13 protein-coding genes are annotated in these 12634 nt (G+C 39.8%); 1 reads left to right on the plus strand and 12 read right to left on the minus strand.

Features of this window, described 5'->3' with window-relative positions:
- The 8 genes from ACXM0J_RS15525 to mazG all read right to left on the minus strand — a co-directional run bounded on the left by ACXM0J_RS15525 (nt 1) and on the right by mazG (nt 6096).
- Nucleotides 1-270 (minus strand): HPr family phosphocarrier protein, encoded by a 270-nt coding sequence (locus ACXM0J_RS15525; protein ID WP_021510640.1) that lies wholly within the window; start codon nt 268-270, stop codon nt 1-3.
- Nucleotides 267-1118 carry an RNase adapter RapZ gene (gene rapZ / locus ACXM0J_RS15530; RefSeq protein ID WP_005066272.1) on the minus strand — a complete coding sequence of 284 codons (852 nt, stop codon included), beginning with the start codon at nt 1116-1118 and terminating at the stop codon, nt 267-269. The genes ACXM0J_RS15525 and rapZ overlap by 4 nt, the downstream gene beginning before the upstream one ends.
- Before the next feature lie 23 nt (nt 1119-1141).
- Nucleotides 1142-1990, minus strand: a complete 849-nt coding sequence (panC, locus tag ACXM0J_RS15535; RefSeq protein WP_086264973.1) for a pantoate--beta-alanine ligase — start codon at nt 1988-1990, stop codon at nt 1142-1144.
- Nucleotides 1991-1993: 3 nt separating this feature from the next.
- The gene (gene panB, locus ACXM0J_RS15540) at nt 1994-2803 is read right to left on the minus strand and encodes a 3-methyl-2-oxobutanoate hydroxymethyltransferase (protein WP_002117298.1); all 810 of its coding nucleotides are present in this window, start codon (nt 2801-2803) and stop codon (nt 1994-1996) included.
- A gap of 45 nt (nt 2804-2848) precedes the next feature.
- The gene (gene folK, locus ACXM0J_RS15545; protein WP_086264972.1) at nt 2849-3331 is read right to left on the minus strand and encodes a 2-amino-4-hydroxy-6-hydroxymethyldihydropteridine diphosphokinase; all 483 of its coding nucleotides are present in this window, start codon (nt 3329-3331) and stop codon (nt 2849-2851) included.
- Entirely contained in the window at nt 3328-4791 is a 1464-nt protein-coding gene (pcnB, locus tag ACXM0J_RS15550; RefSeq protein WP_086264971.1) for a polynucleotide adenylyltransferase PcnB, read from the minus strand. The genes folK and pcnB overlap by 4 nt, the downstream gene beginning before the upstream one ends.
- Before the next feature lie 125 nt (nt 4792-4916).
- The gene (locus ACXM0J_RS15555) at nt 4917-5321 is read right to left on the minus strand and encodes a ComEA family DNA-binding protein (RefSeq protein ID WP_032007083.1); all 405 of its coding nucleotides are present in this window, start codon (nt 5319-5321) and stop codon (nt 4917-4919) included.
- A complete protein-coding gene (mazG, locus tag ACXM0J_RS15560; protein ID WP_017482387.1) occupies nt 5290-6096 on the minus strand; it encodes a nucleoside triphosphate pyrophosphohydrolase in 807 nt (268 codons plus the stop codon). Before mazG ends, ACXM0J_RS15555 begins: the two co-directional genes overlap by 32 nt.
- 112 nt (nt 6097-6208) lie before the next feature.
- Here mazG and ACXM0J_RS15565 point away from each other — a divergent pair, with 112 nt between their 5' ends.
- On the plus strand, nt 6209-6982 hold the full coding sequence (locus ACXM0J_RS15565) for an SDR family oxidoreductase (RefSeq protein WP_032007082.1): 774 nt from the start codon (nt 6209-6211) through the stop codon (nt 6980-6982).
- Between the two features lie 46 nt (nt 6983-7028).
- Here ACXM0J_RS15565 and ACXM0J_RS15570 read toward each other — a convergent pair whose 3' ends face one another.
- The 4 genes from ACXM0J_RS15570 to cysM are packed head-to-tail and all read right to left on the minus strand — an operon-like array spanning nt 7029 to nt 12530.
- Nucleotides 7029-9335 carry a RelA/SpoT family protein gene (locus ACXM0J_RS15570; protein ID WP_017482389.1) on the minus strand — a complete coding sequence of 769 codons (2307 nt, stop codon included), beginning with the start codon at nt 9333-9335 and terminating at the stop codon, nt 7029-7031.
- Nucleotides 9336-9365: 30 nt separating this feature from the next.
- Nucleotides 9366-10757 carry a 23S rRNA (uracil(1939)-C(5))-methyltransferase RlmD gene (gene rlmD / locus ACXM0J_RS15575; protein WP_086264970.1) on the minus strand — a complete coding sequence of 464 codons (1392 nt, stop codon included), beginning with the start codon at nt 10755-10757 and terminating at the stop codon, nt 9366-9368.
- A 9-nt stretch (nt 10758-10766) separates the two neighbouring features.
- On the minus strand, nt 10767-11585 hold the full coding sequence (locus ACXM0J_RS15580) for a 3'-5' exonuclease (RefSeq protein ID WP_005066255.1): 819 nt from the start codon (nt 11583-11585) through the stop codon (nt 10767-10769).
- 12 nt (nt 11586-11597) lie between these two features.
- Nucleotides 11598-12530: a cysteine synthase CysM gene (gene cysM, locus ACXM0J_RS15585; RefSeq protein WP_002117176.1), complete on the minus strand. Its 933-nt coding sequence runs from the start codon at nt 12528-12530 to the stop codon at nt 11598-11600.
- Nucleotides 12531-12634 lie beyond the last annotated feature (104 nt).

The raw sequence follows: 12634 nt of genomic DNA on the forward strand, positions 1-12634 counted from the left end.
TTAATCTGCCTCATAAAATTTTGCGGCGAATAACGCCTGTACTTCACTTAATGCCTGCTCTTCGTCGGTACCATCAATGACCAATCGCAAAGTGGTCCCTTTACCTGCACCTAACATCAGCAAAGACATAATATTTTTTGCATCTACTAAATGATCGCCTTTTCCAATTTGGATCGACGAACGAAATTTTGTAGTGACCTCTATCAGTTTTCCTGATGCACGAGCATGTAAACCGAGTTTATTAATTACATCAACAGTTGTGTCTATCATGACCAGTGCTTCATTTCTCTGTGTAAGACCTGAACAGACCATTCTGCCTCAAGTGCTTGTTTTAGTCTATCTACGATATAAACGGAACGATGTTGACCACCAGTACAACCAATAGAAATCGTCATATAGTGACGATGTCCTTCAGCAAATGCTGGAAGCCATTTTTTTAAGAAGTGAAGAATATCATCAAACATTTCGTTTGCTTGCGGACTTGCTTCTAAAAATTGTCTTACTGGCTCATCCAAACCAGAAAACCGTCTCAATTCTAAATCCCAATGCGGATTTGGTAAATGCCGTACATCAAAAACATAATCAGCATCTAAAGGAATGCCGTGTTTATATCCAAATGATTGCAATATCACGATGAGCTTATCTGACTGCCCCAATTTAGACAGTAAAATATGCTTTAAATCATGAACACTTTTATCCGTTGTATCAATATGAACCGTAGCGCGGAACTGAATTGGCAGCAGTAACTGCTTTTCTTCATGAATACATTGCAACAGACTTTTAAAACGATTGGCCAATGGATGCGGGCGACGCGATGCACTAAAACGTGCGATCAAATCCTGATCTTGCGTAGTCAGATAAATCACATCAACTGTGCCATGTTTTTGTAGTTGCTCAAAAACATGATCGAACTCTTGCATATCTGCACGAGTGCTTCGAACATCCACACCTAATGCCAACTGCTCTAGATTATTTTCATGATCTAGCTTTGCCACAATTTCGGGCAGCAATGCCAAAGGCAAATTATCAATACAGTAATAGCCCAAATCTTCTAACACTTGGAGAGCCGAAGATTTTCCTGAACCAGACTGTCCTGTCACGATAAGTATACGCTTCATGGCATGGCTGTCCTTTGATCTGTTTATTGAGGTGTAAAGGCAACTTCTAAATTATCAATCAAACGAGTTGCACCCAATTTTGCCGCGATGAACAACACAATATCACGATCAAACTGAGTAGCAGGTAACAGATTTGACTGACGAGCTTCGACATAATCCACAACAAACCCATTATCTGTCAACTGAGTTTTGATATCCTCTAAAACTTGTTGTAGATCTTTGCCTTGATGTAAATGCTGCTCAGCTTGCTTTAAACTCTGATAAATAACCGGAGCGACCTGACGTTGCTCAGGACTTAAATAACCATTTCTTGAACTAAGAGCCAAGCCATCTGCTGCACGAACAATTGGCACACCAATTACTTCGAGTGGGATATTTAAGTCTTGTACAAACTGACGAATCACTGCTAATTGCTGATAATCTTTTTGACCAAAGAAAGCATAGTTAGGTTGCACAATATTAAAGAGTTTGGTTACTATCAAAGCTACGCCATCAAAATGCCCAGGACGTGAACTACCACATAAAGCATCAGTAATTTGGCTAACACTTATATTGGTTAAACGTGGCTGAGTACCGTACATTTGCTCAACTGATGGTGCAAAAATAATGTCACAACCGACATCGGCTAATAGACGACTATCTTGTTCTAAAGTGCGAGGATAGTTATCAAAATCTTCACCCGGTCCAAATTGAGTTGGATTTACGAAGATACTAACAACCACAACATCACATAACTTTTTCGCTTCACGAACAAGTGTGAGATGTCCTTCATGTAGATTTCCCATTGTTGGGACAAAACCAATAATTTTACGCGCAGCTCTAGCAGGATTTAAAGAAGCTGCAAGACCTTGTATGGTGGTTTCTGTTTTCATGAATTACAGCTCAACGTGGAAAGTATGTTCTTTGGCTGGAAATGACTGATCCTGCACGGCAGCATGAAAAGCTTTAAAAGCGTCTAGGATTGCTGTTTCTCCAGATTGTTCTTTCATAAAGTTACGCACAAAACGCGCAACTCGACCAAAAGTTAAACCCAACATATCCTGTACTACAAGTACCTGACCATCAGTCGCATTACCCGCACCAATACCAATCACAGGTGTATTTGGAAATAGTTCAGCAATTTCTTGTCCCAACTGAGCAGGAACACACTCAAGCAATAGAACTGCCGCACCTGCTTCAACCACTGCCGTACAATCAGCAATAAGTTGATCAGCTGCTTCACGTGTTTTAGCTTGTAATTTGTAACCACCAAATACGTGTACAGATTGAGGAGTTAAACCTAAATGTACACATACAGGTACACCATTACGTGTTAACACTTGTACAGTTTCACTTAGCCACGCGCCACCTTCGATTTTGATCATCTGAGCACCAGCTTGCATAACTGTTCTTGCGTTTTGCAAAGCATCATTTAAGGTGGCATAACTCATAAATGGTAAGTCAGTCATAATCAAAGCATGCTGGTTACCGCGACGCACAGCCGCTGTATGATAAGCCATGTCCTCAACAGTTACAGGTAAAGTTGAGTCACGACCTTGAATTGCCATTCCAAGAGAATCACCAATTAAGATTGTATCAATTTCAGCAAGTTCCATTGCTTTTGCCATACTCGCATCGTAACAAGTTAGACAAGAGAACTTACGTCCTTCGGCTTTAAATTTTCTTAAGTCACTTAGACTAATCATGATGGTATCCTCTACAGGAGTTTGCAGAACGTAATAAGTCAGGCTCTAAGCCCAAGACTCATCAGCAAGTACAGTCAGCGTGGGCTGCTGTATGAGTTCTAAATTTTTAAGTGGCTGATCGTTAATATGTAAATCAGCATCTAAATCTAATAAAGGAATTACAACGAAATCTCGCTCTAGAATTCCAATGTGTGGCACAGTTAAGCGCTCATTTTGAATTTTTTTATCACCATATATAAGCAAATCCAGATCTAATGTACGCTCCCCCCAACGACGAAGGCGTACACGACCAGCCTCTTGCTCAAATCGCTGTAACTGGTCTAACAAATCTAAAGGCGTGAGATCCGTATTTAGCTCTGCAACTGCATTTAAATAATTTGGTTGATCTTGAGGACCCATAGGCGGACTTTGATAAAGTTTAGAAACTTTCACTTCACCTAAAGTTTTAAGCTTAGTAATGGCTTCAGATAAGATTTGGCGTGAATCGCCTAAATTACTTCCTAAACCAATATAGGTCTTCGTTGTCATTGCGTTGGCCCAAAAATAACTTGGCTTAAATCGCGTTGTACTCGCTTACGCTTCAAAATCGGATGGTCGCCCATCACCCCAGCTTCTGAAGCAGTGGCTTTTTCAACGAAACGACCCATCGATTGTTCTTGTCGAGCACGTTCTTTTTTCCCACGACGGCTGCGTGGTTCAGGAATATCAACCAAAGGTTCGATTTCCATCTCAACTTTATTGTTTTCAACAGGTTCAGCAACAGCTTTACGACGGTTTCTAGCCTTCTGACGATTGTACTGGCTAATTGCTGCTTCTTTTTCGTCATTCGACATTTCTTGGTAGGCTTCCCACCAGCTTCCCATTCCTTGCGTAGTGTCATCACCTGACTTTTCACGAAGTAACAAGAAGTCAAAACCAGCTCGGAAACGCGCGTGTCCAGCCAATGCTTCAATTTGCTGTGGTTTCGGATTAAGCAAACGGGTCTGCATTTCCCAAACTTCACGAATAAAAGTTTCTGCAAAACGAGGAATCACTGTGCGGGTTGCTTGACGTTTTAAGACATCTAAACCAGCTTGTGCACGAGCTTCAGCTGGTACCACACCTTTAGATAAATAAAATTCACAACGCTCTAAAAATGGTTGCCACAATAAGACTGCATAGAAAAATGCAGGGTTAATTGTTTTACCAACCTGAATACGTTGATCTGTATTCTTTGCTGCTCTTAAAATAAATGGAGTGAGGTTAGGCTGAATATCGGCAAAGAGTTGTTTCCAAACACCAAACTCAATCAACATTGGCAAAACACGCGCCAAATGTCCCATTGTAAAGAGCTTCTGAGATTCATCATATAAACGATGTGGAGAGACATCACGCAATAGTTGCGTCATCTCTGCATCAAATATATTGAGAATATCTGAGTCAATTTTGAAATTTAACTTGGCTGCAAAACGTAGAGTTCGCAGCATACGCACTGGGTCTTCTTCGAAGCGCTGTGCCGGATCGCCCAATAAACGTAGAGTTTTATTTTTTACATCATCAATTGCTTTGCAGAAATCAAGCACAATACTCTTACGCGGTTGGTAATATAGCGTATTGATTGAAAAGTCACGGCGAGCAAAGTCTTGTTCGATGGTTCCCCAGTTATTGTCACGTAAAATCATGCCTGAAGCACTGGTGACTGCTTTTTTTGGAGGAGCACGGAAGGTTGCAACTTCAATAAGCTCACGCCCTGAATAGACATGTGCTAATTCAAATCGACGGCCAATGATTCGACAACGTCGACCAAAAACTTCTTTAATCTGGGAAGGTGTTGCATTAGTGACTGCATCGAAATCTTTAGGATTAAGCCCTAGCATTAAATCACGGACACCACCCCCAACAATATAAGCTTCATAGCCAGCTTTAGTCAGGCTATCGATCACATCTAAAATCGAAGAAGGAAGTTGGGCTGTGGACAAACCACATTTTGACGCTCGCAAGGTTTGCAAAAGACGCTGTCTCCTACGTCAGGACGTAAATAACAAGTTGTCGCTAATCATAGCTCTAACGCACACAAAGGGCAATTTGATTCTCTGTAGTTTGCGCATGAAATGATAATTGACAGACAGATGATTTATAAAGTCAAACGCGTTTTATTCTTTTCAAAAATGGCTGGACCAATACCCTTTACGTTTTTAAATTCATCAATATTTTTAAAGCCGCCATTCTTTTGACGGTATTCCACAATTGCCTGAGCCTTTTTCTCACCAATACCTTTTAGCTTTTGGAGCTCATCAATATTGGCTTGATTCAAATGAATTTGTCCTGATGAATCAGTCATAACTGAGCTTTTTGGACTATTAGAATGAGAGGCGTGTTGCATGCTCAACTTCTGATCATACATCTGCTGTTTAGCCTTCCACTCCTTAAAATTTTGATCAAAAGATTGAGCCTGAACAAAAGTTGATGAAATCACGCTCCAAAATAAAATAATGAAAATATTGTGCTTATTTTTCCAAAGATTCATGCTGAATTGCATGTGTTTTTTCCCCTAACTTTAACTGCCGCTTTGCCTGATTCCACAATTCATCCATTTCAGACAGGGTCATGTCTTCTAATGTTCTTTGCTGTTTTTGGGCTTGATCTTCAATAAAAGCAAAACGGCTTCTAAATTTATGTATTGTCGATAAAAGTGATGTTTCACTTGAAATCGCAAGTTTACGTCCAACATTGACTAATGAAAACAGGCAATCTCCAAATTCGTCTTGAATTTCATCAATATTTTGATTTTTTAGGGCCTGCTTAAACTCATCCAACTCTTCTTCTAGTTTTTCATACGCATCTTCTACCGTTTCGAAATCAAACCCAACCTTAGCTACATTTGTTTGAATTTCTTGTGCCTGCAACAATGCTGGCCCATGCTTTATTTCATCTAATCTTGATTGCGGCTTGCCTTGTTTTTCTTGTTGTTTAATTTGTTTCCAAAGCTCACTTACTTGTTCTGGTGTTAAATTATTAAATTGATCTGCCTGAAAAACATGGGGATGACGGCGTATTAACTTTTCACTTATTGCCTCAACAACATCTTGAAAATTAAAAGCGCCTTGCTCACTAAACATTTGTGATTGAAACACAACCTGTAATAACAAATCGCCTAGCTCATTTCTAATTTCATTAATATCGCCTTGACGAATGGCCGCCTCGACTTCATATGCCTCTTCAATCGCATATTTAGTCAGTGAGATTGGGGTTTGTTGTTGATCCCACGGACATTTTTCACGTAATTCTTGCATGATTTTAAGCAATTTATCCATGGTAACCCTCAAGTTTAAAAAGTCGGTCAGTCAATCTAAGATTTTAATTTGTTATGATCAAAATCAAAGCGATTAAATCAGTCGCACTATTGTACTGACAAAGAGAAAAAAGATGAGATACAGTATTCTGATTAGTGGTGCCGCTCAAGGTATTGGGGCTGAAATTGCACGTGTATTCTACAAACAAGGATATAAAGTAGGCATTTACGATATTAATGAATCGCTTGCTCAGGAACTAGCAAATGACTTAGGCTCAAATGCCCGTGCCGGCTATCTAGACGTAAGTGATTACAGCCAGTGGCAACACATATTAAAAGAATTTACCGAATGGGCTGGTGAACTTAATATTTTGGTAAATAATGCAGGTATTTTATATTCTGGCGCGTTTGAAACGACTGATATTAAAGCTCATCAAAGAACAATAAATATTAATGTAAACGGTGTAATCAATGGCTGTCACGCTGCTCTCCCTTACTTAAAGCAAGCGTCTTTTGCACGTGTTATCAATCTCTCTTCAGCTTCTGCAATTTATGGTCAAGCTGATTTGATCTCTTATTCAGCCAGTAAATTTGCTGTTCGCGGAATTACTGAAGGTTTAGATGTGGAATGGAAAAAATATGGTATTCGCGTTTTAGATGTGATGCCGCTATTTGTACAAACTGCAATGGTTAACAATATGGATGCAGGCACTATTCAAAATATGGGGATAGATTTAACCCCCAATGATATTGCTCAGCAGGTACTTACGCTTGTAGAGAAAAAAGCTCATTTTTGGACGCCTACGCATACTCCAGTGGGTATAAAAACCAAACTGCTTTATCAACTATCAACGTTGAGTCCTCAGTTTCTAAATCGACTCACCAATATTTATTTATCTAGAAAGTAATTTGCAATAAAAAGGCTGTCATTTGACAGCCTTTTTACTTAATTTATTAAACGCCTTGAATCATGCGTCGCGCACTAATGATTCCAGGTTGCTGCTCTAGGCGAGCCAATAAACGAGAAAGCTGCGCTAAACCTTTAACCTCAATGAGCAACTTCATATTAGCAATACCATCTGCCTCAGAAATTGTATTGACCTGACGAATATTAATTTGGTCAGAGAAAATCACTTGAGTTAAGTCTTTAAGCAGACCACGACGATCATAAGCTTCCACCACAATCTGAACGCTTTGACCACGTGTTGGCTGCATTTCCCAATCAGCTTCAACAGCACGCTCTGGCTCTTGCTTAATCATACGCTGATAGTCAGAACAAATGACTTTATGGATGCTGACACCACGGTTCAAAGTAATATATCCAGCGATTGATTCACCATGCACCGGCTGACAGCACTGAGCGATGTGGAGCTCTACATTGTCTAAACCATCAATTAAAATGCCATGTGCCGATAGCGTATGGCTGGCACGTGGATTTAATGTTGGTTTAAGTACTAGTTCAGGCTCATCCTGATCTAGATGCATTTGGCGGTTCACCTGATTAATCAGGGCATGTAAGCTAATATCGCCACTGACCAGATTCACCAAAATGTCGTCGCCAGTCTTCACATTAAAATGTGATGAATAATCGTTTAGGTCGATACTTTTTGGATGAATCGCAAGACGAGCTAACTCTTTATTAAGAAGTTCTCGACCTACTTCAAGATTTTTACTACGATCTTGCTGTCTAAACCAATGACGCAACTTGTCACGTGCACGAGAGGTTTTAATATAACCTAGAGAGTTCACCAACCAGTCACGGTTTGGTTCACGATCTTTTTTAGTTAAAATTTCAACCTGTTCACCTGTTTTTAAAGTATAGGTAAGTGGTACATAACGCTGGTTGACCCGCGCTGCATAACACTTATTCCCTACTTCTGTATGCACATGATAGGCAAAATCTAAAACTGTTGAGCCACGCGGCAATTCTTTAATATCACCATCGCGACTGAAAACATAAATCTTCTCAAAGCCTTCAAAGTCTTGTAACTGGTCAAAGCCTTCTGTTTCATCTTCGTTTTGATGTACCGTCGTTTCATTACGTTCTTGATAGTGTTCTAAAACAGCACGTAACGAATGCAAACGATGGTTAAAAGAATGGTCGGTATTCTTTGAACCTTCTTTATAGTTAAAGTGTGAACATACGCCTAACTCTGCTTCATCATGCATCTCATGAGTACGAATTTGCACTTCAAGAGATTTATTTTCAGCAATTACAGCCGTATGCAAAGAACGATAACCATTGGCTTTCGGGTTGGTAATATAGTCATCAAACTGGTGCGGAATATGACGCCAGATTTGATGTACGATACCTAAAGAGTGGTAGCACTCTGGCACACTATTGACCAACACACGTAAGGCACGAATGTCATAAAGTTGGTCGAAGCTCAGGTTTTTGCTCTTCATTTTTCGATAAATCGAATAAATGTGTTTTGCACGCCCTGTAATTTCAGCTTCAATGCCGTAAGACGCTAACTCATTTTTCAAACGGTCAATGACGAACTGAATATAATGCTCACGCTCTAAACGCTTTTCATTGAGTAATGAAGCAATCTCTTTATAACGATCTGGAGCCAAATAGCGAAACGCTAGATCTTCAAGTTCCCATTTAAGCTGAGCAATACCGAGTCGATGTGCCAACGGCGAATAAATAGTAAGGATTTCACGCGCTACACGTTCTTGGCGTTCACGAGAGGAATTTGCAAGCTCTCGCAAAGAATAAGTACGTTCAGCAAGTTTAATTAAAACAACACGAACATCTTCGGTCACCGAAATCAGCATTTTATAAATGCCGCTTAGATGTTCTCGTTGATTATTATTAAAGTGATCTTCTAACCGTTTATTTTTTTCAATAAGTTCTGAGAGTTTACCCATTGCCAAAGTACCTTTGACAAGGTTGTAAACTTGCTCTCCGAATTTCTGTTTTACTTCTTCTATATCGGTAATGCCTTCACGCACACTACGATAAAGCATTGCTGCTGATAAAGTATCTTCATCTACGTGAAGATGTGCCAGAATATCGGCCATTCCAACGCCTGTAGCAAAAGTATTGGAACGATGATTAACCGTTGAATCTAACTCTTTTTGCAGGGTTAAATGAGCGACTTTTTCAAGTTGTTCAAGCTCCGCCCCATCTAATATTTCACGCACCCGATCCAACCATGAGGCTAAACCGATTTGCGTTTCGGCGGCATGCTCTACAGTCGTTTCCTCTGACAACTCGGTTAGTTGTTCAGGTAACTGTTCACGTACTGTGACCATACCATTCTCCTCAATATGTAACTCATGTTTTTAATCGTTTATCTCTTGAATTTTTTCAAATAGTGCAATGGATTCAACATGTTCGGTATGCGTAAACATGTCCATCACTGCTGCTTTTTTTAACTGGTAACCATATTGGACCAAAACACCCGCATCCCTTGCCAGTGTAGCTGGATTACATGATACATAAACGATTCTTTTTGCTCCAAAATTTGATACATACTGCATAATTTCATATGCACCAGCACGAGGAGGATCAATCAATAATGCATCAAATCCTTGATTTGCCCAAGAATGATGCGAAAAATCTTTTGTTAAATCTTGTGAAAAGAAGGTTGCTTGCACCAAACTATTGCATTTCGCATTAGCTGTTGCTCGCTGCACCATTTCTTCACTCCCTTCAACACCGACAACCTGACCACTCTCACCAACACATCGTGCTAACGGGAGTGAGAAATTGCCCAAACCGCAAAATAGATCAAGTACCTTTTCACCTGGTTGCAACTGAAGCAATTCACATGCCAATTGAACCATCTGTTGATTTACTGTGGCATTGACCTGAGTAAAATCCAATGGCGAAAAAGCAAAATTTACATTAAACCTCTCCAAGGCATAATGTAAACGTAAAGCACCTTGTTCATCATCAATACGATGAATACTTTCCGGACCTTTAGGTTGCAAATACAATTGCCACCCTTTGTGTAACGCAAATTGCTTTAATTGGTTGACATCAGAATTGTTTAATTTTTCTACATGACGAACCAATAAAGAAACTTCATGATCACCTTTTGCTAATTCTACATGACCAATATGTGCTTTGCCTTTTAGACTTTGGAGTAAAGTGCGTAACTCAGGCAGACTATTTGATAAGTTTTTATCCAAAACACTACAGCTATGAATCGAAGTTAGACGATTACTATGATGTTCGCGAAAACCCATAATTAAGCGATCTGGTTTTGGTAAATAGCGCACACCGATTCGAGCACGACGACGATAATCGCTTTGTAAAGATCGAATCGGTTCTAGCCACTGTTCAGGCTGAATACCTGCAAAATGCTGTAAATGTGACTGAAGTACACTTTGTTTTAAACGGATTTGTTCAACAGGGTGAATATGCTGCATGCTACATCCACCACAGATCCCATAATGAGGACAAATTGCCTCGATACGATGTGATGAAGGTTCTCCTAACAACTGCAACATTTCAGCTTCTTCAAGACGCTTCGCTTGATGGGTAATCCGAGCTTTTACAGTTTCTCCTGGCAATGCATAACGAATAAAAACTTTTTTGCCATGCTTATCTGCCGGATGATCTGGATGAGAACCATAATGCGCAATCCCCCGCCCCTCATGAGAAAGTGTTTCAACCTGAAAAATATATTCTGGTTGTTGAAGGTTGCGAGATTTGGCTTGTTGTTTCAAAGAATGAACCTAAAAATCTGAAGAATTAAAATAGTGAGAAGTAAATTCAGTATGTTTTGAAGTGCGTTCCCATACTTCAAGAAAATCAGCCTGCTGTGGCATGGTCTGTAAATATTCAATACTCGAACTAATCCAATGGTTATGTTCATCTGCATTTAATTGGCCTTTTAGTACTAACCAACGCAAATAAATAAACCACGTATTGAGCACATCTCCTTCACAATAGCTCGTTAATTTTAACCACTGTTGATTACGAACATATTCAGGCACATGATAACCCGACTCACCACGCTTACCCGGCAAACCTAAAATACAGGCAATATCGTCAAGCTTTTGAAAATTACGGCCATTAAACATTGCCATAACGTCCATTAAGTCTATATGGCGATGGTGATAACGGTTTTGGTAATTATTAAAACGCTTCTGGCTATCAATCTCGCCTTGATCAAACAGACCGGGGGCAGATAGCCCATGATACATAGCGCGAAATAGGATAACTGGTAAATCAAATTGCGAACCATTCCAACTTACTAGAGTCGGATGGCGCTTATCAAAAATAGATAAAAATTTCTGTAAAATTTCTGCTTCAGAATATTGTTCTCGACTAAAAGAAAATAATCGAAAACCAGACTCATCGATCCATAAGCCAGAAATACAAACAATTTCATGTAAAGGCAAACGCTGAAAGTCCATACCAGATTCTTGGCGACGGATTTTCGTCAATGCTTGCTCTACATCGGCCTCAGGTAAATCAAGATGATATAAATGCGCACCCGCTTTTAAATCAGTTAAAGTTTCAATATCAAAAACTAAGGTAGGGAAACGCATTATTTCTCTCAATTATGAGTTATCGTCCTGTACTGAAAACAGACCTGTAGACAAGTAGCGATCGCCACGGTCACAGATAATGCAAACAATAACAGCATCCGGATTTTCTTCTGCAATTTTGATTGATGCCCAAACTGCACCGCCTGAAGATGTACCAGCACTAACACCTTCCATACGAGCTAATTTACGCATAGTTTTTTCAGCTTCAATTTGTGGAATATCAATAATACGATCCACACGGCTACTATCAAAAATAGTAGGCAAGTATTCTTTTGGCCAACGGCGAATACCGGCAATACTTGATCCGTCTGCAGGCTGTAAACCAACAATTTGAATATCTGGGTTTTGTTCTTTTAAATATTTAGAAACACCCATAATGGTACCGGTTGTGCCCATTGAACTCACAAAATGGGTAATTTTTCCACCTGTTTGTTTCCAAATTTCAGGACCAGTCGTTAGATAATGAGCTTCAACATTATCAGGATTACCAAACTGATTTAAAACGTGCCCCTTACCCTCTTTTTCCATTTGTAAGGCTAAATCACGTGCACCTTCCATTCCTTGCTGTGGTGTCACTTCAATCAGCTCTGCGCCATAAGCCAACATTGCGTCTTTACGCTCTTGGCTCATATTGTTCGGCATAATAAGTTTCATTTTATAGCCGCGCATTGCCGCAACCATAGCCAAAGCAATACCTGTATTACCGCTGGTTGCTTCAATTAATGTATCACCCGGTTTAATTTGACCACGTTTTTCTGCCTGCATAATCATGTTATATGCAGGACGGTCTTTTACAGAACCTGCCGGATTATTACCTTCCAATTTTGCTAAAACTATCGCTTGCGTATGAGAAGCTAATCGCTGCAAACGAACTAGAGGCGTCTTACCTACATAGTGATCTAACAAAAATTCGTCGGCTAAAAAATCAGGTTGTGTATTACTCATGATCAACACCTATATCGAGGTGGGCCTATTGTATGAAAAAATGCTCGGTACTGCACCCATTTCAATATGCTTTTTCATGAAAGCGATTAAAGCTCGGTCATTTA

The sequence above is a fragment of the Acinetobacter sp. GRABPA_MV_2 genome (assembly GCF_056725885.1).

What these genes read in the sequence shown, in the direction of transcription:
- ACXM0J_RS15580 (WP_005066255.1), bottom strand. Translation starts at nt 11,585, where the DNA reads ATGCGTTTCCCTACCTTAGTTTTTGATATTGAAACTTTAACTGATTTA.
- ACXM0J_RS15555 (WP_032007083.1), bottom strand. Translation starts at nt 5,321, where the DNA reads ATGCAATTCAGCATGAATCTTTGGAAAAATAAGCACAATATTTTCATT.
- mazG (WP_017482387.1), bottom strand. Translation starts at nt 6,096, where the DNA reads ATGGATAAATTGCTTAAAATCATGCAAGAATTACGTGAAAAATGTCCG.
- ACXM0J_RS15525 (WP_021510640.1), bottom strand. Translation starts at nt 270, where the DNA reads ATGATAGACACAACTGTTGATGTAATTAATAAACTCGGTTTACATGCT.
- panC (WP_086264973.1), bottom strand. Translation starts at nt 1,990, where the DNA reads ATGAAAACAGAAACCACCATACAAGGTCTTGCAGCTTCTTTAAATCCT.
- ACXM0J_RS15565 (WP_032007082.1), top strand. Translation starts at nt 6,209, where the DNA reads ATGAGATACAGTATTCTGATTAGTGGTGCCGCTCAAGGTATTGGGGCT.
- rapZ (WP_005066272.1), bottom strand. Translation starts at nt 1,118, where the DNA reads ATGAAGCGTATACTTATCGTGACAGGACAGTCTGGTTCAGGAAAATCT.
- panB (WP_002117298.1), bottom strand. Translation starts at nt 2,803, where the DNA reads ATGATTAGTCTAAGTGACTTAAGAAAATTTAAAGCCGAAGGACGTAAG.
- ACXM0J_RS15570 (WP_017482389.1), bottom strand. Translation starts at nt 9,335, where the DNA reads ATGGTCACAGTACGTGAACAGTTACCTGAACAACTAACCGAGTTGTCA.
- cysM (WP_002117176.1), bottom strand. Translation starts at nt 12,530, where the DNA reads ATGAGTAATACACAACCTGATTTTTTAGCCGACGAATTTTTGTTAGAT.
- folK (WP_086264972.1), bottom strand. Translation starts at nt 3,331, where the DNA reads ATGACAACGAAGACCTATATTGGTTTAGGAAGTAATTTAGGCGATTCA.